The organism is Alteraquisediminimonas sediminicola (assembly GCF_019740335.1).
Lineage (GTDB): Bacteria > Pseudomonadota > Alphaproteobacteria > Sphingomonadales > Sphingomonadaceae > Alteraquisediminimonas > Alteraquisediminimonas sediminicola.
Genome location: NZ_JAHXZS010000007.1, coordinates 58,907 through 76,825, shown reverse-complemented (window position 1 = coordinate 76,825; position 17,919 = coordinate 58,907). Strand labels below are relative to the sequence as shown.

Below are 17,919 nucleotides of genomic sequence, written 5' to 3'. Positions count from 1 at the left end.
TACACACGTCACCAGTAGTAAATTACGGGTTTTTGTTGCGCTGCGGCACGGTGAAACGTCCGCTCACGCGTCCACCCGCCCCGGCGGAACCGCTGCCGCCGACCGCCGAACCATCGACAACGGCACGGCCTGTATCAAGGTTGATGACGAGTCGTCCGCCCCGGATGACATTGCCATCCTGCACCAATACCACGCCGCCGATCATGGTGATCAGCCGCTGATCGACATCGTAAATTGCCAATTGGCCGCGGGCCGTTTCGGAGGGGCTGGTCAACACCACGCCACCGCTGGCATCAAGGCGATGGACCTTGATGTCATCGCCGCCCGCCGCATTGGCATTTTTGGCATAAGCGACGGTCAATCGTGCGGAGTCCATGGTCATATCGCCTTGACGGGCATGGACATTGCCAATGAAAATCGCCCGGTCGGCGCGGTCTTGCACTTCGATCCGGTCGGACTCGACATCGATCGGCGCGTTGCCATCATGGCCTTGTAGTGCCGAAGTGCCGGAAGACGCGGCCTGCGACAATGCCGGGACTGCATAGATGCCGGTCAGGCCAAGGGCGGCACAGGCGGCAATGATGAAGCTCGGCAGGGCGAAGTTCGGGCGACGAACGGTCATTTTTTGGCTCCCTGAACGATATGGAGGCGGGCCCGGCCCTCAAGGACCACGACGCGGGTTGGTAGATTGGCGTGCAGACGGTCGGCGGCAAAGTCGCCGATCGAAATATTGCCATTGACCGGACCGGCACTGGTGATCGTGCGATCCTTCAAGCTGATATCGACATTGCTGGTATCGAGGCGATAGCCATCTTCCGAGCGATAATGCATCGGGCCGTCAATCGCGACGCGCTCCGCATCCATATCATAACGGCCATGATTGGCGGTGATATGGCCAATGGTATGATTGAGCGCCATCTTGCCTGCGAGCCCGGTGAGCTTGACCACCGGATCGCGCGAGCTTGCCTGCACCGCCGAATTGGCGCGCAGTTCGAATGCGCGGCCATTGCTGTCTTCGCCGCGATAGGTGGCGGTGGCGATGCGGAGCCGTTCCTTGGCGACTTCAACCCGATCCTTGCTGAGGACAAAGCTGAGATCGCTCTGCACCAAAATCGGCGCAAAGACCATTAGCCCACCCAAAATGCCAATGCCCGCCGGCAATAGCTTGCGCATCCGACCAATCAGCCGATCATGGCTGCTATGGGGCATCGCCCAAGCAACCCGTGGTGACAGTTGTGGCAAGCTCGCCAAGGGGGCAGGCAGGGGTTCAGACATGGGCGAAGATATCGACGTCCGGCCAGCCAGCAAGATCAAGTGCCGCGCGATGGGGCAGGAAATCGAAACACGCCTGTGCGAGTTCGGTCCGGCCCTCGCGCGCAAGGCGCAGGTTCAACTCGGCCATCATGGGGTGCAGAAAACGAACGTCGCTCGCGGCATAATCGCGTTGCGCTTCCGACAGGACAGGACCGCCCCAATCCGAGCTTTGCTGCTGCTTGGAAATTTCCTTGCCCAGCAATTCGCGCACCAGATCCTTCAGACCGTGGCGGTCGGTATAGGTGCGGACAAGGCGCGATGCGGTCTTGGTGCAATAGACAGGTGCGGCATTAACGCCGAGATAATGGCTGATCGCCGCGAGATCGAAGCGGGCGTAATGATAAATTTTGATCCGGTCGGGATCGGCCAGCACAGCCTTGAGATTCGGCGCGGCATATACGCTTCCCGGATTGAACCGGACGAGATGCTCATCCCCACGGCCATCGGCGATCTGCACGACGCACAGACGATCGCGATGGGTCAACAGGCCCATGGTTTCGGTATCGATGGCAATCGGGCCATCGGCGAGCACGCCTGCGGGCAGGTCTTCTTCGTGAAAATAAACGGTCATGGGCCTGCCCTAGACCAGATTGAGGCCGCGCTCAATGTGAGTTGTTTGAGGAACAGCTCAATATCAGAAAACCGGCTCATCCCCACCTGCGCCATCGACCGGCACAGCCGAGTGGATACCGCATTCGACCTTGTCCCAACCGCGCCAGCGGCCAGCACGCGGGTCTTCGCCCGGTTGCACGCGCGAGGTGCAGGGTGCGCAGCCGATCGACGGATAGCCCGCCTCAACCAAGGGATGGGGCGGCAGATGATGTTCGGCCATATAGGCGTCGATCTTGGTCTTGTCCCAACGGGCCAGCGGGTTGAATTTGATCCGCCCGCCGTCGAGTTCGAAATATTGCAACCCGGCGCGGGTCGCGGACTGGAAGCCCTTGCGCCCCGTAATCGACGCATCGAACCCGGCCATCACCGGTTCAAGCGGCAAGACCTTGCGGATCTCGCAGCAGCCGTCCGGATCATAAGACCAGCGCAAGCCCGTTTCGTCCTTTTCCGCAATCGTGGCGGCGTCCGGCTCGACATTATGCAGCCCGGTCAGATGCAGTTGCGCCACCAGTTGATCGCGATAGTCGAGCGTCTGCGGGAAATGCTTGCCGGTATTGATGAACAGCACCGGCACACTGGCATCGGCCTGCGCCAGCAAATGCAGCAGCACCGCCGATTCCGCCCCAAAGGACGAGACAGCGGCGACGCGACCCAGTAGACCCTCGCGCAGCACCGTCGCGATCATCTCGGCGGTGTCTGCATCTTCGAAACGCGCATTCAGGCGCGCAACATCGTCCGCGTCGAAACGCGGCGCGACATCGATCTTGTCAACCAGCCGAGCCGGTTCAGCCATGGCGCAATTTCCAGACAGGCAAGGCCGCATCGGCGGCGGGCTGATAAACATGGTCGTAGCGATTGAGCGACTTATCAAGCGTCGCCTGATCCACCGGCGCATTGGCGATAAAGCTGTCAAAGCCGCAGCGACGCATCGACGGGATTTGATCGACCAAGACATCGCCCTGCGCGCGCAATTCGCCGGTAAAGCCCGCTTCGCGCAGGATGCGCGCGGCGGAATAGCCGCGACCGTCGCGGAAGGTCGGGAAGGCGACCTCGATCAGCGCAAGCTGATTGAGATAGGGGAGGAGCGCGCGGGCGTCCTCATCGCTTTCCAACCGCACGGCAGTGGCATTGGTCTGGCCGGACAGGGCTTCGACCGACACCAAGGGCTGGTCATTGGCCGCATCATCGCGGAAACGGATAACATCAACCATAGATCGCCTCCTTGAAGCTGTCGGCGCCAACCCGACGATAGGTATCGATAAAACGTTCGCCTTCCACGCGGACGGCGCGATATTTTTCGACAGCGCGTTCGACGGCATCAACGATCCCGTCTTCATCGAAGCCGGGGCCGGTGATCTTGCCGATCGACACATCTTCTGCGCCCGAACCGCCGAGGGTGAGCTGGTAATTTTCGACCCCCTTCTTATCGACGCCGAGAATGCCGATATGGCCTGCATGGTGATGCCCGCAGGCATTGATGCAGCCGGAAATCTTCAGCTTCAATTCGCCAATATCGCGCTGGCGTTCTGCATCGGCAAAACGTTCGGCGATTTTCTGGGCGACCGGGATCGACCGCGCATTGGCGAGCGAGCAATAATCAAGGCCGGGGCAGGCGATGATGTCGGTCACGAGATCGAGATTGGCATTGGCAATGCCTGCCGCATCCAGCGCCTGCCACACGGTGAACAGATCGCGCTTGGCCACAAATGGCAGCACGATATTCTGGGCATGGGTCACGCGCAGTTCGTCAAAGCCGTATTTTTCGGCCAGATCCGCCATCAGATCGATCTGATCCGAGGACGCATCGCCCGGAATGCCGCCGACCGGCTTCAGGCTGATATTGACGATGGCATAGCCCGGCTGCTTGTGCGCCTTGACGTTCTGATCGACCCAATGGGCGAATGCCGGGTTGGACCGGTCGATCTCGTCGCTTAAGCCCTGTTCATAGGCAGGCGGTGCGAAATAGGCGGAGATGCGCTCCAGTTCGGCCAAAGGCGGATCGATCCCCAAGGTCTTCACATGGGCGAATTCTTCGGCGACCTGACGGCGATATTCATCCGCGCCCAGTTCATGGATCAGGATCTTGATCCGCGCCTTGTACGCATTATCGCGACGGCCATAACGGTTGTACACGCGCAGGCACGCTTCGAGATAGCTCAGCAGATCATCCGCCTTGACGAATTCGGCGATTTCCGGCGCGATCATCGGGGTGCGGCCCATGCCGCCGCCGACGAATACGCGCGCGCCCAATACGCCATCGCGCATCACCAGTTCGAGACCGATGTCATGCAGGCGCATCGCGGCGCGATCTTCCTGGGAAGCGATCACCGCGATTTTGAACTTGCGCGGCAGATAGCTGAATTCCGGGTGGAAGGTCGACCATTGACGCAGCAATTCAGCCCAAGGACGCGGATCAGCCACTTCATCGGCGGCTGCGCCTGCATATTGATCGGACGAGATGTTGCGGATGCAATTGCCGCTGGTCTGGATCGCATGCATTTCCACGCTGGCGAGATCGGCCAGAATGTCGGGCGTGTCTTCCAGCTTGATCCAGTTGTACTGGATGTTCTGGCGGGTGGTGAAATGGCCGTAATCGCGATCATATTTGCGCGCGATATGGCCAAGCATGCGCATCTGCTTGCCCGACAGCGTGCCATAAGGAATCGCCACGCGCAGCATATAGGCGTGCAATTGGAGATAGAGACCGTTCATCAGGCGCAGCGGCTTGAACTGGTCCTCGGTCATTTCACCATTGATGCGGCGATTGACCTGATCGCGAAATTCTTCAACCCGCGCATCGACGATGGCCTGATCGAATTTGTCATATTGATACATGAGTTCAGCCCTTCACAATCGGGACGTCAGGGTTGATGCCAAGATCGGCACGGACAGTCGGCCCAGCAGCGCGGACACGGTCCTTGATATGCAAGGGCAGCGGCCCGTTCGGGCTGGCGGCGGCATCGACGATATAGGCTGCGTTCACACGCTGTGCCGCCGATTCCTCGGCCAGCACGGCTTCGCCATTATCGCCCGCATCCACGGCTTCGCCAATATGTCGTGACCAGCTTTTGCCGGTCCACCAGATCACATCGCCTGTTTTCAGGTCGTTTCCTGTCAGAATTTTCACGCCATTGCCTCCAACTGCCTGGCCAAATGTTCTAATTTGTCTTCGCCACCGGCCAATTTATCTGCCGCATCCGAAAGACGCACCACCTCGCCGATAATGACGATGGCGGGGCTGATCACCTGTTCGCGTGACACCATCTCGCCAAGGTCGGCAAGCAAGGTCCGCATCGCCCGCGCGCCGGGGAGCGTGCCGCGTTCGAGTACCGCCACCGGCATATCCGGGGCCACGCCCTGCGCCATCAGCTTATCGGCGATGTCCTGCGCGGTGGTGACGCCCATGTAAATAACGAGCGTGCGGCCTTGACCGGCCAGCCCGGACCAATCCTGCGCGACCAGCCCTTTGCACGTGCCAGCGACAAAGCTGACAGCGCTCGACCAATCGCGATGGGTGAGCGGCAGCATCGCCTCGGCAGACGCGCCAAGCGCGGCGGAAATACCGGGAATGACCTCAACCGCGACACCGGCTGCGCGCAAGGCCTCAACCTCTTCGCCGCCACGGCCAAAGATGAACGGATCGCCGCCCTTCAACCGCACCACGATCTTGCCCGCCAGCCCATGTTCGACCAACAGGGCGTTGATGCCCTCTTGCGGCACGGTGTGGCGGTCGCGCTTTTTGGCGACGGAGATTCGCAGGGCATCGGCAGGGGCGAGATCCAGCACGCGCGGATCGATCAGACCGTCATGGATCAGCACCTCTGCCATGGCGAGGTGGCGCACGGCGCGCACCGTCAACAGATCGGGATCGCCCGGACCTGCGCCGATCAGGATCACGCGTCCGCGCGCCTGCGAATCAAGGGAGTGGTCTTTAACCATGGAAGCACGCCATGCGCATTTCCGGCGCGTATAGCAATTCAGGGAATTTTTGCAGGGTCCAAGCGAATCTATCCGGTGAGTCGCGTGAGGATCAATGCCCGATGGAATGGGCGCTGCGCTCGCCTCTGGAAAGTTCAGCAAAAACGAGGGCCGAAGTGGTGTGAATCAAGGCCGAGTCGAAGCGCGGCTCGATTGTCCACCTATTTGATTGGATATAAACTTCGAGGCAGACGCCAGATGAAGGTCAGCTCCCATCATCTGGCGTCATTTTTCTCGATAGGTCTAAATTCAGACGTTTTCGATGATCAGGGCGATGCCCTGACCGCCGCCGATGCACATGGTGATCAGGCCATAACGGCCACCAATGCGCTTGAGTTCATAGATCGCCTTGACCGTCAGCAACGCACCGGTCGCACCCAGCGGGTGACCAAGCGCCACCGCGCCGCCGTTCGGATTGACCTTGGCCGGGTCGAAGCCAAGCGCATCGGCCACCGCTATCGACTGGACGGCAAAGGCTTCGTTCGATTCGATCACATCCATGTCGGCGACCGTCAGGCCTGCACGCTTGAGCGCGATCGGCACGGCTTCGACCGGGCCGAGACCCATGACGTCCGGCGCGACGCCTGCGGCGGCAGAGGCCACGATGCGGGCAATCGGGGTCAGGCCCTTGGCCTTGACGGCATCGCCACTAGCCAGCACGACGGCAGCGCCCGCGTCATTCAGGCCCGATGCGTTGCCTGCGGTTACCGTGCCATTTTCCTTGCGGAACACGGGCTTCAGCGCGGCAAGATCTTCCATCGTGGTCTGCGGGCGTGGATGTTCGTCGGTGTCGAACTGGACAACGCCCTTGCGGGTCTTGAGTTCGATCGGGGCGATCTGGTCCTTGAACCGGCCTTCGGCGATGGCGGCACCGGCACGGCGCTGCGATTCGACCGAATAGGCGTCCTGACGTTCGCGGCTGATGCCATAACGAGCGGCAACATTTTCACCGGTGCAGCCCATATGGCCATTGCCCCAAGGGTCATGCAGTGTCGCGTTCAACCAGTCGACCACGGTTGCATTGCCCATTTTGGTGCCCCAGCGCATGCCGTTGACGACCATCGGGGCATTGCTCATCGATTCAGCGCCGCCGGCGAGGCTGATATCGGATTCGCCCAATTGGATCATCTGGGTGGCGGTGACGATGGCCTGCGCCCCGGAACCGCACAAGCGGTTGACGCTGTGCGCGATGCCGGTGTCCGGCAGGCCTGCGGCCAGACCGATGCGGCGCGCGAGATAGGCGTCATGCGCTTCCGTCGGACCAACCTGCCCGAACACGCTGTTGTCGATGTCGGCAGGGTTGACGCCCGCACGCGCAATCGCAGCCTTGGCAGCGACCGTGCCGAGTTCAGCAGGCATCAGCCCTTTGAGGCTGCCGCCGAACGTGCCGATCGCGGTTCGCGCTGCGCCGACAATGAATACGTCTTGCATGTTGATCTTCCTTGATAACTGACCAAGACCATCGCCGGCTTTTACCGTTGCGTGCCTTTGGGCAAATGGATTTCCGCCGCCCGCTTTCCGCCGGACCAAAAATGGCCAAGCGGAAAGGGGCGGCGGAAAAGGAACCTGCTCCGAATGTATCGGGCTTATATCTGCCCTTGCAATTAGTGCTGCAACGCCTTGCAGATATCATCGACCATTTTCTTCGCATCCGCGAGGAGCATCATGGTCTGGTCCATATAGAATACGTCGTTGTCGACGCCGGCATAGCCGACCCCGCCCATCGACCGCTTGACGAACAAGACGGTCTTGGCCTTTTCGACGTCCAATACCGGCATGCCGTAAATCGGCGAGCTCTTGTCGGTCTTGGCAGCCGGGTTGGTCACGTCGTTCGCGCCGATGACGAATGCCACGTCGGTCTGGGCGAATTCGCCGTTGATGTCTTCCAGTTCGAAGACTTCGTCATACGGGACGTTGGCTTCGGCCAAGAGCACATTCATATGGCCCGGCATACGACCTGCGACCGGATGGATCGCATATTTGACGCGCACGCCCTCCTTCTTCAGCAGATCGCCCATTTCACGCAGCGCATGCTGCGCCTGAGCGACGGCCATGCCGTAGCCCGGGACGATGATGACCTGTTCGGCCTGGCTCATCAGGAACGCCGCATCGTCTGCCGAACCGCGCTTCCACGGACGGTCAACCTTGGCCGCGCCGCCCGAACCAGCTTCCGGTGCAGCACCAAAGCCGCCCGCGATCACCGAGATGAAGCTGCGGTTCATTGCCTTGCACATGATGTACGACAGGATCGCGCCCGAAGACCCGACCAATGCGCCGGTGATGATCATCGCCGTGTTCTGCAAGGTGAAGCCCATGGCCGCCGCCGCCCAGCCGGAATAGCTGTTCAGCATCGATACCACGACGGGCATGTCCGCGCCGCCGATCGGGATGATCAGCAGGAAGCCGATGACAAAGCTCAACGCCGTCACGGTCCAGAAGATCCACGGGCTTTGATCGGTCAGGAAATAGCCGATCAGGCCGATGATCGCCGCGAGCGTGCCGATGTTGATCAAATGACGACCCGGCAGCATGATCGGCGTACCCGACATATTGCCGTTCAATTTGAGGAACGCGATGACCGAACCGGAGAAGGTGATGGCGCCGATGGCGATGCCGAGGCCCATTTCGATCCGGCTGACGGTGAAGATCTGACCCGCTGCATCGACAATGCCAAAGGCCTGCGGGTTGAGATAAGCGGCGGCAGCCACCAGCACGGCGGCCAGACCGACGAGCGAGTGGAAGGCGGCGACCAATTGCGGCATGTCCGTCATCGCGATGCGACGGGCCGTGACAAGGCCGATCACCGCGCCGATGCCGATGGCAATGGCGATCTCGATGATCCCGACATTCATATGCGTGATGAGCGTGGTGCCGACGGCCAGCGTCATGCCTGCCATGCCGTAACGATTGCCCTTGCGCGATGAAGCGGGGGAGGACAGGCCGCGCAGTGCGAGGATGAAGCAGATCCCGGCGACAAGATACGCGAGCATCGCCCATGCGGGCGTAGCGGTTGCAATGTGCATCGCCTTAACGTTCCTTCTTCTTATACATCGCGAGCATGCGCGCAGTCACCGCAAAGCCGCCGAAAATGTTGATGCTGGCCAGCACGACCGCGAGCAGGCCAAGCCATTTCGCGATGGCAACCCCGGCTGCTGCCGAAGAGATCAACGCGCCGACGATGATGACCGACGAAATTGCATTGGTGACGGCCATCAATGGCGTGTGCAGGGCGGGGGTAACCGACCAGACGACATAATAGCCAACAAAGCAGGCCATCACGAAGATGGAGAGAATGCTGATAAAATCCATGTTAATCCCTTGTCCGTTTCCGACAACGCTGGCGTTGGTCCTGCTTCACGCGATTAAGCCTTGGGGCTTGATTAAGCATGTTACAGGCCGTGCGTTATCACAGCAGTCGTTCGTTGACGACCTGACCATTGTGCGTAAGGCGGATGGCCTTGGTGATCTCATCTTCATCCGGCAGATTGGGGCGACCAGCGTCCTTGTCCCAGAATGCCGAGAGGAAGTTGAAGAGGTTGCGCGAGAACAAGGCCGATGCATCCGCCGCGATCCGCGACGGCACATTCTTATGGCCGACGATCTTCACGCCATGACGTTCGACAATCTCGCCCGCAACCGCGCCTTCGACATTGCCGCCCTGTTCAACCGCGAGATCGACGATCACGCTGCCGGGCCGCATCGACGCGATTTGCGCGTCCGAAATCAGGCGCGGCGCCGGACGTCCCGGAATAAGTGCGGTGGTGATGACGATGTCCTGCTTGGCAATGTGCGATGACACGAGCGCGGCCTGTGCCGCCTTGTACTCATCGGACATTTCGGTCGCATAGCCGCCCGAACCTTCGCCCTCGATGCCCTTGACGTCATCGACGAAGATCGCCTTGGCACCGAGCGATTCAATCTGCTCGCGGGTGGCGGAACGCACATCGGTCGCCGATACCTGCGCACCCAAACGCCGCGCGGTCGCAATCGCCTGCAAACCGGCCACGCCGACGCCCATGACGAACACACGCGCCGCAGACACCGTGCCTGCCGCCGTCATCATCATCGGAAAGGCGCGGTCATAGGCACCCGCCGCATCCAGCACGGCCTTATAGCCGGACAGGTTCGACTGGGACGACAAAATGTCCATCGACTGCGCGCGCGTGATGCGCGGCATGAATTCCATCGCCAGCGCATCGACGCCAAGGCCCGCATAGGCATCGACCCGCGCACGTTCGCCAAACGGGTTCAACCCGGCGACGATCCACGCGCCCGTCTTCACGCCGTCGAGCGAAACGGGATCTGGCCCCTGCACGCCGAGGAGAATGTCCGCGCCCTTGATGGCGTCCGCACGGCCAACGACCGTTGCGCCCGCATCGACATAGGCCTGATCGGCAATCGAGGACGCAGCCCCTGCGCCCGTCTCGACCACCAACTCCGCGCCCAATGCCTTGAACTTCTTCACCGTCTCAGGCGTCCCGGCCACGCGGCGTTCACCGGCGGCGGTCTCTTTCAATATTGCGATTTTCACGGTCTGGTTCAGCCCGCGATCAAGAGAATGACGACGGCGGCGATCAATGCGACAAGCGCGATGCCCCATTTCAGCATGCTGAGGAAGCCAACATATGTGCCTTCATGCGCTTTCATTTCGACATTATTTGCCATAAATCCCCCCGGGACGTGTTGTTTGTGTTTAGGTCAGGACAAGCGTTTATCCGCTTCGCTCCGCCTACTCAAGCTACAACCACATGAAACAGCCATTGTCGCTTGGCTATGGCCAAAAAAGCTAGGTCGGCAGTCGCGCCTAGGGGATCAGCACCGTATCCCGCGCATTAGGCAACATATTGGGATAATCCAGCGTATAATGCAGGCCGCGGCTTTCCTTGCGCAACAAGGCGGAGCGCACGATCAGATCGGCCACCTCGACCAGATTACGTAATTCGATCAGGTCGGGGGTGACGCGGAAATGGCCGTAATAATCGGCGATTTCCCGACGCAGCAGATCGATCCGGTGCTTGGCGCGTTCCAGCCTTTTCGTCGTGCGGACAATGCCGACGAAATTCCACATGAACTGCCTGATTTCGCGCCAGCATTGCTGGACGACGACTTCTTCGTCGCTGTCGGATACGCGGCTTTCATCCCATGGCCGAATCGCCGGGGCAGGCGGTAAATCATCCCAATTGGCGGCAATGTCGCGCGCGGCGGCGGCACCAAAGACAAAGCATTCGAGCAGGCTATTGCTCGCCAGCCGGTTTGCGCCATGCAGGCCCGATTGGGCGACTTCGCCCGCGGCATACAGGCCGGGCAGGTCGGTGCGGGCGTTGAGATCGGTCAGTACGCCGCCGCAGGTATAATGCTGGGCCGGGACGACCGGAATCGGATCGCGGGTGATGTCGATGCCAAGGCCAAGCAGCTTGGCATGGATATTGGGAAAATGCTCGCGGATGAAATCGGCGGGTTTGTGCGAAATATCGAGATGGACGAAATCAAGGCCGAGGCGCTTGATCTCATGATCGATGGCGCGCGCCACGATGTCGCGCGGTGCCAATTCCGCCCGTTCATCGAATCGCGGCATGAAGCGTTCGCCGGTCGTCGGAATTTTGAGATGCGCGCCTTCGCCGCGCAAGGCCTCGGTGATCAGGAAATTCTTGATGTCGAGATTATAGAGACAGGTCGGGTGGAATTGGTTGAATTCCATGTTCGATACCCGCGCACCCGCGCGCCATGCCATCGCGATGCCATCGCCTGTCGCGCCGCGCGGTGCGGTGGAATACAGATAGGTGCGGCCCGCGCCGCCGGTCGCGAGGATGGTCGCGCGGGCGATATAACTTGAAACCCGCCCGGTTTTCCGGCTGACCGCATAAACGCCCCAGACATTGGGCGCGACCGAATAGGTCTCGCCATGCCGCCCGGTGATGAGGTCGATGGCGACCATATCCGGGATCAGGGTGATGTTTGGATGGTCGTTCGCGGCCTTTTCCAGCGCCTGTTGTACCGCCCAGCCGGTCGCGTCATTGACATGCACGATGCGGCGATGGCTATGCCCGCCCTCGCGCGTCAGATGCCAGCGCTCACTTTCGCCCGCGTTGAACGGCACGCCCAGTTCAGCGAGCTTTTCAATCGCGTCAGGGGCATTTTCAACGACGAATTCGACCGTCTTGCGGTTGTTCAGCCCCGCGCCCGCGACAATCGTATCTTCGATATGGCTATCAAAGGTGTCGCCCGGTTCCAGTACGGCGGCGATGCCGCCTTGCGCCCATGCGGTCGATCCATCGGAGAGCGCGCCCTTGGCCAGCACCGCCACCTTGAACTTGTCGGCAAGGTTGATCGCGGCGGTCAGGCCAGCCGCGCCCGAACCGATGATGATGACGTCGAAATGATGGGCGGTCACTGCTTGCTATGCTCCGGTGCAGGGGCGGAGGTCAGGTGAAGGAAAATATCCTCCAGATCGGCTTCGCGGGTCGACACATCGACAATGCCAAGGCCGTGCGCCTGCACCGCGTCCAATATATCGACCGCCGACACGCGGTTCTTCTGATAGGTGATGATCAACGTCCGGCCATCGTCGCGCAGTTCGACCTTATCGAACATCGGTGAACGCGGCAGCAGGTCGACATCGCGATCAACCGTGATTTCCACCAATTTATCCTGCGCCATCGCCAGCAATTCGGGCGTCGGTTTATCGGCGATCAATCGGCCATGATTGATGATCGCGATGCGGTCGCATAATTGTTCGGCTTCTTCGAGATAATGGGTCGTCAGCACCACCGTCGTCCCGGCGGCGTTCAGTTCGCGGACATAATCCCAAAGCTGTTGGCGCAATTGAATATCGACCCCTGCGGTCGGTTCATCCAGCACCAGCACCGGCGGATTGTGGACCAGCGCCTTGGCTACCATCAACCGCCTTTTCATCCCGCCCGATAAGGAACGGGCATAGGCATGGGCCTTGTCCTCCAGATGGACAGCGCGCAGCAATTCCATCGTCCGCCGCTCATTTTTCGGCACGCCATAATAGCCCGCCTGATTATCGAGCGTTTCAAATGGCGAGAAAAACGGATCGAACAGGATTTCCTGATTGACGATGCCGATCGATCCCTTGGCATTGCGCGGGTCTTGATCAATGTCGAAGCCCCAGATACTCGCGCTGCCCTCGGTCTTGTTCACCAGCCCGGCAAGGATGTTGATCAGGGTTGATTTGCCCGCGCCATTCGGGCCGAGCAGCCCGAAAATCGAACCGCGCGGCACATCGAGATTGATCCCGTCCAGCGCCCGTTTGCCGTCGTTATAGGTCTTGCCCAGCCCGCGGATTTGGATTGCAGCTTGCGTCATGGCGATCACGCATAACCGAGTGATAGGACATCGACTAGCCCTTGCAGGGCATAGGTCCGATCCGGCCAGAAACTCGCGCGGATGCCGTCCAGCACATATTGCGCCGCGAGCGCCGCCAGCACGACGCCGAGAATACGCGTAATCACGCCCTCGACCTTATCGCCCAGCAACCGCATCAGCGGGCCAGAAAGCAACAGGCCGATTAGCAAGCTTGCCAACACCAACAGCATCGCCCCCAGCACGACCAAGGATTCCGTCATGCCGTTGCTGCGCGCCATCAACAGCATCGCGGATGCAATGGCACCGGGACCGGCGATCATCGGGATGGCCATCGGAAAGACCGACACATCCTCGATTTCCGGGGTTTCGATCATGCCGCGCACACGATTTTCGCGGCGTTGGGTGCGTTTTTCAAACACCATTTCAAGCGCGATCAGGAACAGCATGATCCCGCCCGCAATGCGAAACGCATCCAGCCCGACACCCAAAGCCAGCAGCAGTTTTTCACCGAACACCGCAAAGATCAGCAGGATCGACGTCGCGACCAATATCGCGCGAATGGCCATCGACCGGCGCTGTTCCAGCGATGCGCCGCGTGTCAGTCCGGCATAGATCGGGATGCATCCCGGCGGATCGATCACCACGAAAAAGGTGATCAAGGCCGAGATGAAAAGCTCGCTCACAGGCCGAGAGGGTCGGGCAAGCCCGCACGGCGGCAGGCGGCCACCAACGTGTTGCGCAACAGGACGGCGATGGTCATCGGCCCGACGCCGCCCGGCACCGGGGTGATGGCGCTGGCATTGGCGGCGGCTTCGTCAAAGGCGACATCGCCGACCAATTTGGTTTTACCTGCTTCCGCCCCCGGCACGCGATTGATGCCGACATCGATCACGACCGCGCCGGGCTTGATCCAGTCGCCGCGCACCATTTCCGGACGGCCCACGGCGGCAACGACGATATCGCCCTGACGGACCATCGCTGGCAGGTCTTTCGTCCGGCTATGGACGATGGTGACGGTGCAATTTTCGGCTAGCAACAACTGCGCCATCGGCTTGCCGACGATGTTGGAACGGCCCAACACCACCGCATGCAGGCCGGACAGATCGCCGAGCCGGTCCTTCAGCATCATGATGCAGCCCATCGGCGTGCAAGGCACCAGCGCCTCTTCCCCGACCGCGAGCTTGCCCGCATTGACGACATGAAAGCCGTCGACATCCTTGGCCGGATCGATGGCGGCGATCACCGCCTTGTCATCCATGCCCTTGGGCAGCGGCAATTGGACGAGAATGCCATCGACCTTTTCATCGGCGTTGAGGGTCTGCACCAAGGCGATCAACTGATCCTGTGTCGCGGTCTCGGCATCGAGGCGATGTTCGAAGCTTTCCATGCCGGCTTCCAATGTCGCCTTGCCCTTGGACCGGACATAGACCTGACTGGCCGGATCTTCCCCGACCAAAATCACCGCCAGTCCCGGCGCGCGCCCGGCCTTGGCTTTGAAAGCGGTCGCGGCATCCTTGACCTTGGCCCGCAGATTGGCCGCAAAGGCCTTACCATCGATGATCTTGGTCACGCCCCGTGTTGCTCCAGATGATGGGTCAGAATATCGGCGAGCGCCGCATCATCCCCCTTTAGCTTCAGGCGCTTCAACCGGGAAGCACCTCCTTGCGTAATTTCGACATCGGCCTGACGCAGGCCGAAAAATTTGGCGATCAACTTGATCAGCGCGGCATTCGCCTCGCCATCGGCGGGCATGGCGTGGAGGCGGACCTCCAGCCTTTTGCCGTCCGGCGTCTCGACCCAGCCGCCAATGCCATCACGCTTGGCGCGTGGGGTGACCTTGACGGCGAGCAACATCAGACGGCGACGGAAACGGCCATGTTGCGCAGGATGATCTGGACGATGATCAGCAGCACAATCGCCGCCATCGGGGTCAGATCGACATGGCCTACCGGGCGAATCCAGCGACGCAACGGGCGATAGATCGGCTCGGTCAGGGTGTGCAGCACGAGATCGACCTGCCGCACGAATTCACTGCTGCGGTTGACGATGTTGAATGCGATCAACCAGGAAAGAATGCCCTGTCCGATGATGACCCAAATGGCCAGATCGGTAAGAAAATAGATGATCTGAATCAGCGTCTGCATCGTGGTTCTCTCCTGATTTCGTTGCGATAATCGGGTTAGTCTTTGCGCACCAACGTGCCTGCGCCGCGCCGGGTGAAGATTTCCAGCAGCATCGCATGCGGCACGCGCCCGTCAAGGATGACGGCGGCATCGACGCCGCGTTCGACGGCATGGGTGCAAGTTTCCAGCTTGGGGATCATGCCGCCATGCACCGTGCCGTCCAATGTCAGGGCTTCGATCGAGGCCGGGGTCAGGTCGGTCAGCAGGTTCTTTTGCTTGTCGAGCACGCCCGGCACATCCGTCAGCAGGAACAAGCGGGCCGCACCGACGGCAGCGGCAATCGCGCCTGCCATGGTATCGGCGTTGATGTTATAGGTCTGGCCATCCGCGCCCACGCCAATCGGGGCGATCACCGGGATCATGCCCGCGCCGCAGATGGTGTCGAGGATCGTCCGGTCGATCTTCGCCGGTTCGCCGACAAAGCCAAGGTCAACCACCTGTTCGATATTGCTATCGGGGTCGCGGGTCGTGCGCTGGACCTTTTCGGCGATGACCAGACCTGCATCCTTGCCGGAAAGGCCGACAGCGCGGCCACCCGCACGGGCGATCCAGCTCACCAATTCCTTGTTGATCGCGCCGGACAACACCATTTCGGCAATGTCCATCGTGTCTTGATTGGTCACGCGCAGACCGTCGATGAAGCGCGATTCGACGTTCAGTTTTTTCAGCATCGCGCCAATTTGCGGCCCGCCGCCATGCACGACGATCGGGTTGATGCCGACAGCCTTCAACAGCACCACATCCTCGGCAAAATCATGCGCCAATTCCGGATCGCCCATCGCATGGCCACCATATTTGATGACAAAGGTTTGGCCGGCATAACGCTGCATATAGGGCAGGGCCTCGGTCAGCGTTTCCGCCTTGGTCAGCATCGCCGGATCGGGGGCGTGGTCTTGGTTGCTCATGATGGCCCTTTCTGCCTCTCGCAAATCAGTTCAGCGCGTCGCGCCGGGCTGCCACAACACGTCACCGGCCCCTTGCGCGTTAATTGCGCGGGCCATGACGAACAAATGGTCGGACAGGCGGTTAAGATAGGTCAGCGCCAGCGGGTTGAGGCTGGCACCCATGGCGGCGGCTACAGCCGAGCGTTCGGCCCGACGCGCGACTGCTCGGGCGACATGGACATGGGCCGCGCCGGGCTCACCGGCAGGCAGGACGAAGCTGGAAAGCGGGGGCATGGCCGCGTTCATCTCGTCGATTTCATCTTCCAGCCGGGTGATTTGCGACGGCACGATCCGCAGCGTCATCTCATCCGGTGCGAAATCCGTGCCGGGGGTCGCGAGATCCGCGCCGAGATCGAACAATTCGTTTTGAATGCGGTTGAGCATCGCGGCGAAATCGGCCTGACGGACATGGGTTCGCGCCACGCCGATCAGGCTGTTCAGTTCGTCGACATCGCCAATTGCGGCCATGCGCGGTGCGCTTTTCGCGACGCGCGAGCCATCGACCAGACCCGTTTCGCCATGGTCGCCGGTGCGGGTGTAAATCTTGTTGAGCTTGACCATCTTTGGGAGGTCAGCCGCGCTTCATCATCAGTAAGATGATAATGATGATGATCGCCAGCCCCTGAAACAGGATGCGCATTTGCATTGCTTTATTCTGCTTCAACCCGTTCTGGTTGACACCTTCGCCCATCAGATCGGCCTCGGTCGTTTTCAGAAAGGTGATGACGCCACGCACGAGCGCGACCAATGTCGCGATCATCGCACCGATCAGCAGAATGGCGAGAAAGATGTTCATGGCGGGCTCCTTAAAACCCCGAACCGGCGGGATTCGCAAAGGTCTCTACGACGATGCGACGGTGATGCCAATGGGGTTGACGCTATGGGGGTTATAGTGCTGTCATGCCGCCGTCATGATCTTGTGGTCAGAATGGTCCTGCGCCACAAGATGATCGCAATGGCATAAGGGAGCATGAGGCAGACGCCATGTACCATCCCGATTTGATCCGCCATCCGGATAGCTGTCCGGCATTGGTCCTGAACGCGGATTATACGCCGCTGTCTTATTATCCGTTGAGCCTGTGGCCGTGGCAGACCGCGATCAAGGCGGTCTTTCTCGACCGGGTCGATATTGTCGATGAATATCAACGCGAAATTCATAGCGCGAATAGCAAGATGCGCCTGCCATCGGTCATTGCGCTGCGCCAATATGTGAAGCCGAACCAGCATCCGGCCTTTACCCGGTTCAACCTGTTCCTGCGCGACGATTTCCAATGCCAATATTGCGGATCGCCCAAGGATCTGACCTTCGATCATGTCGTGCCGCGCGTGCAGGGCGGGCGGACGACATGGGAAAATGTCGCGACCGCCTGTGCGCCGTGCAATTTGCGTAAAGGGGGCCGCACCCCGAAGCAGGCGGCGATGGCGCTGATGCAGCCGCCCTATCGCCCGACCAGTTGGCAATTACAGGACCGTGGCCGGAAGTTCCCGCCGAACTATCTCCATCAAAGCTGGCGCGACTGGCTCTATTGGGATGCCGAGCTGGAAAGCTGAATTAGGCG

The 17,919-nt window shown here is 60.5% G+C and carries 23 protein-coding genes; 1 reads left to right on the top strand and 22 read right to left on the bottom strand.

Features of this window, described 5'->3' with window-relative positions; all coding sequences use genetic code 11:
* Positions 1–22: 22 nt before the first annotated feature.
* The 22 genes from K6117_RS12890 to K6117_RS12785 all read right to left on the bottom strand — a co-directional run bounded on the left by K6117_RS12890 (position 23) and on the right by K6117_RS12785 (position 17,156).
* Positions 23–622 carry an LptA/OstA family protein gene (locus tag K6117_RS12890; protein ID WP_221795884.1) on the bottom strand — a complete coding sequence of 200 codons (600 nt, stop codon included), beginning with the start codon at positions 620–622 and terminating at the stop codon, positions 23–25.
* The gene (gene lptC / locus K6117_RS12885; protein WP_221795881.1) at positions 619–1,275 is read right to left on the bottom strand and encodes an LPS export ABC transporter periplasmic protein LptC; all 657 of its coding nucleotides are present in this window, start codon (positions 1,273–1,275) and stop codon (positions 619–621) included. Before lptC ends, K6117_RS12890 begins: the two co-directional genes overlap by 4 nt.
* Complete coding sequence (locus K6117_RS12880; protein WP_221795878.1) at positions 1,268–1,885, bottom strand: ribonuclease D; 618 nt, start codon at positions 1,883–1,885, stop codon at positions 1,268–1,270. Before K6117_RS12880 ends, lptC begins: the two co-directional genes overlap by 8 nt.
* Before the next feature lie 63 nt (positions 1,886–1,948).
* Entirely contained in the window at positions 1,949–2,719 is a 771-nt protein-coding gene (locus K6117_RS12875) for a phosphoadenylyl-sulfate reductase (RefSeq protein WP_221795875.1), read from the bottom strand.
* Entirely contained in the window at positions 2,712–3,137 is a 426-nt protein-coding gene (locus K6117_RS12870) for a DUF934 domain-containing protein (protein WP_221795872.1), read from the bottom strand. Before K6117_RS12870 ends, K6117_RS12875 begins: the two co-directional genes overlap by 8 nt.
* Positions 3,130–4,761 (bottom strand): nitrite/sulfite reductase, encoded by a 1,632-nt coding sequence (locus tag K6117_RS12865; RefSeq protein WP_221795869.1) that lies wholly within the window; start codon positions 4,759–4,761, stop codon positions 3,130–3,132. The genes K6117_RS12870 and K6117_RS12865 overlap by 8 nt, the downstream gene beginning before the upstream one ends.
* Before the next feature lie 4 nt (positions 4,762–4,765).
* Positions 4,766–5,053, bottom strand: a complete 288-nt coding sequence (locus tag K6117_RS12860) for a DUF2849 domain-containing protein (RefSeq protein ID WP_221795866.1) — start codon at positions 5,051–5,053, stop codon at positions 4,766–4,768.
* On the bottom strand, positions 5,050–5,865 hold the full coding sequence (gene cobA, locus K6117_RS12855; protein WP_221795863.1) for a uroporphyrinogen-III C-methyltransferase: 816 nt from the start codon (positions 5,863–5,865) through the stop codon (positions 5,050–5,052). Before cobA ends, K6117_RS12860 begins: the two co-directional genes overlap by 4 nt.
* Before the next feature lie 288 nt (positions 5,866–6,153).
* On the bottom strand, positions 6,154–7,335 hold the full coding sequence (gene bktB, locus K6117_RS12850; RefSeq protein WP_221795860.1) for a beta-ketothiolase BktB: 1,182 nt from the start codon (positions 7,333–7,335) through the stop codon (positions 6,154–6,156).
* Positions 7,336–7,508: 173 nt separating this feature from the next.
* Positions 7,509–8,927, bottom strand: a complete 1,419-nt coding sequence (locus K6117_RS12845; protein WP_221795857.1) for an NAD(P)(+) transhydrogenase (Re/Si-specific) subunit beta — start codon at positions 8,925–8,927, stop codon at positions 7,509–7,511.
* A 4-nt stretch (positions 8,928–8,931) separates the two neighbouring features.
* On the bottom strand, positions 8,932–9,213 hold the full coding sequence (locus K6117_RS12840; RefSeq protein WP_221795854.1) for a proton-translocating transhydrogenase family protein: 282 nt from the start codon (positions 9,211–9,213) through the stop codon (positions 8,932–8,934).
* 97 nt (positions 9,214–9,310) lie between these two features.
* Complete coding sequence (locus tag K6117_RS12835; RefSeq protein WP_221795852.1) at positions 9,311–10,435, bottom strand: NAD(P) transhydrogenase subunit alpha; 1,125 nt, start codon at positions 10,433–10,435, stop codon at positions 9,311–9,313.
* A gap of 8 nt (positions 10,436–10,443) precedes the next feature.
* Positions 10,444–10,569, bottom strand: coding sequence for an aa3-type cytochrome c oxidase subunit IV (locus K6117_RS12830; protein ID WP_221795849.1), 126 nt, complete (start codon positions 10,567–10,569; stop codon positions 10,444–10,446).
* Positions 10,570–10,708: 139 nt separating this feature from the next.
* Positions 10,709–12,295 carry an L-aspartate oxidase gene (gene nadB, locus K6117_RS12825; RefSeq protein WP_221795846.1) on the bottom strand — a complete coding sequence of 529 codons (1,587 nt, stop codon included), beginning with the start codon at positions 12,293–12,295 and terminating at the stop codon, positions 10,709–10,711.
* A complete protein-coding gene (locus K6117_RS12820) occupies positions 12,292–13,233 on the bottom strand; it encodes an ABC transporter ATP-binding protein (protein ID WP_221795842.1) in 942 nt (313 codons plus the stop codon). The genes nadB and K6117_RS12820 overlap by 4 nt, the downstream gene beginning before the upstream one ends.
* Positions 13,234–13,238: 5 nt before the next feature.
* Positions 13,239–13,916: a MarC family protein gene (locus K6117_RS12815; RefSeq protein ID WP_221795839.1), complete on the bottom strand. Its 678-nt coding sequence runs from the start codon at positions 13,914–13,916 to the stop codon at positions 13,239–13,241.
* Positions 13,913–14,803, bottom strand: coding sequence for a bifunctional methylenetetrahydrofolate dehydrogenase/methenyltetrahydrofolate cyclohydrolase FolD (folD, locus tag K6117_RS12810; RefSeq protein WP_221795836.1), 891 nt, complete (start codon positions 14,801–14,803; stop codon positions 13,913–13,915). The genes K6117_RS12815 and folD overlap by 4 nt, the downstream gene beginning before the upstream one ends.
* Positions 14,800–15,087, bottom strand: a complete 288-nt coding sequence (locus tag K6117_RS12805; protein WP_221795833.1) for a DUF167 domain-containing protein — start codon at positions 15,085–15,087, stop codon at positions 14,800–14,802. The genes folD and K6117_RS12805 overlap by 4 nt, the downstream gene beginning before the upstream one ends.
* Positions 15,087–15,377: a YggT family protein gene (locus tag K6117_RS12800; protein WP_221795830.1), complete on the bottom strand. Its 291-nt coding sequence runs from the start codon at positions 15,375–15,377 to the stop codon at positions 15,087–15,089. Before K6117_RS12800 ends, K6117_RS12805 begins: the two co-directional genes overlap by 1 nt.
* A 35-nt stretch (positions 15,378–15,412) precedes the next feature.
* Positions 15,413–16,321 (bottom strand): acetylglutamate kinase, encoded by a 909-nt coding sequence (gene argB / locus K6117_RS12795; protein WP_221795827.1) that lies wholly within the window; start codon positions 16,319–16,321, stop codon positions 15,413–15,415.
* Between the two features lie 30 nt (positions 16,322–16,351).
* Positions 16,352–16,921 (bottom strand): cob(I)yrinic acid a,c-diamide adenosyltransferase, encoded by a 570-nt coding sequence (locus K6117_RS12790; RefSeq protein ID WP_221795824.1) that lies wholly within the window; start codon positions 16,919–16,921, stop codon positions 16,352–16,354.
* Between the two features lie 10 nt (positions 16,922–16,931).
* On the bottom strand, positions 16,932–17,156 hold the full coding sequence (locus K6117_RS12785) for a twin transmembrane helix small protein (RefSeq protein ID WP_221795822.1): 225 nt from the start codon (positions 17,154–17,156) through the stop codon (positions 16,932–16,934).
* Positions 17,157–17,344: 188 nt separating this feature from the next.
* Between K6117_RS12785 and K6117_RS12780 the strand changes: the two genes are divergently transcribed.
* Positions 17,345–17,911, top strand: coding sequence for an HNH endonuclease (locus K6117_RS12780; protein ID WP_221795820.1), 567 nt, complete (start codon positions 17,345–17,347; stop codon positions 17,909–17,911).
* The last annotated feature ends 8 nt before the right edge of the window (positions 17,912–17,919 follow it).

Coding starts and splice junctions, on each gene's coding strand:
- cobA (WP_221795863.1), bottom strand. CDS start 5,865: ATGGTTAAAGACCACTCCCTTGATTCGCAGGCGCGCGGACGCGTGATC.
- argB (WP_221795827.1), bottom strand. CDS start 16,321: ATGAGCAACCAAGACCACGCCCCCGATCCGGCGATGCTGACCAAGGCG.
- K6117_RS12870 (WP_221795872.1), bottom strand. CDS start 3,137: ATGGTTGATGTTATCCGTTTCCGCGATGATGCGGCCAATGACCAGCCC.
- K6117_RS12845 (WP_221795857.1), bottom strand. CDS start 8,927: ATGCACATTGCAACCGCTACGCCCGCATGGGCGATGCTCGCGTATCTT.
- K6117_RS12820 (WP_221795842.1), bottom strand. CDS start 13,233: ATGACGCAAGCTGCAATCCAAATCCGCGGGCTGGGCAAGACCTATAAC.
- bktB (WP_221795860.1), bottom strand. CDS start 7,335: ATGCAAGACGTATTCATTGTCGGCGCAGCGCGAACCGCGATCGGCACG.
- K6117_RS12890 (WP_221795884.1), bottom strand. CDS start 622: ATGACCGTTCGTCGCCCGAACTTCGCCCTGCCGAGCTTCATCATTGCC.
- K6117_RS12875 (WP_221795875.1), bottom strand. CDS start 2,719: ATGGCTGAACCGGCTCGGCTGGTTGACAAGATCGATGTCGCGCCGCGT.
- K6117_RS12780 (WP_221795820.1), top strand. CDS start 17,345: ATGTACCATCCCGATTTGATCCGCCATCCGGATAGCTGTCCGGCATTG.
- K6117_RS12865 (WP_221795869.1), bottom strand. CDS start 4,761: ATGTATCAATATGACAAATTCGATCAGGCCATCGTCGATGCGCGGGTT.
- K6117_RS12880 (WP_221795878.1), bottom strand. CDS start 1,885: ATGACCGTTTATTTTCACGAAGAAGACCTGCCCGCAGGCGTGCTCGCC.
- K6117_RS12830 (WP_221795849.1), bottom strand. CDS start 10,569: ATGGCAAATAATGTCGAAATGAAAGCGCATGAAGGCACATATGTTGGC.
- K6117_RS12840 (WP_221795854.1), bottom strand. CDS start 9,213: ATGGATTTTATCAGCATTCTCTCCATCTTCGTGATGGCCTGCTTTGTT.
- K6117_RS12805 (WP_221795833.1), bottom strand. CDS start 15,087: ATGTTGCTCGCCGTCAAGGTCACCCCACGCGCCAAGCGTGATGGCATT.
- K6117_RS12790 (WP_221795824.1), bottom strand. CDS start 16,921: ATGGTCAAGCTCAACAAGATTTACACCCGCACCGGCGACCATGGCGAA.
- K6117_RS12785 (WP_221795822.1), bottom strand. CDS start 17,156: ATGAACATCTTTCTCGCCATTCTGCTGATCGGTGCGATGATCGCGACA.
- lptC (WP_221795881.1), bottom strand. CDS start 1,275: ATGTCTGAACCCCTGCCTGCCCCCTTGGCGAGCTTGCCACAACTGTCA.
- K6117_RS12800 (WP_221795830.1), bottom strand. CDS start 15,377: ATGCAGACGCTGATTCAGATCATCTATTTTCTTACCGATCTGGCCATT.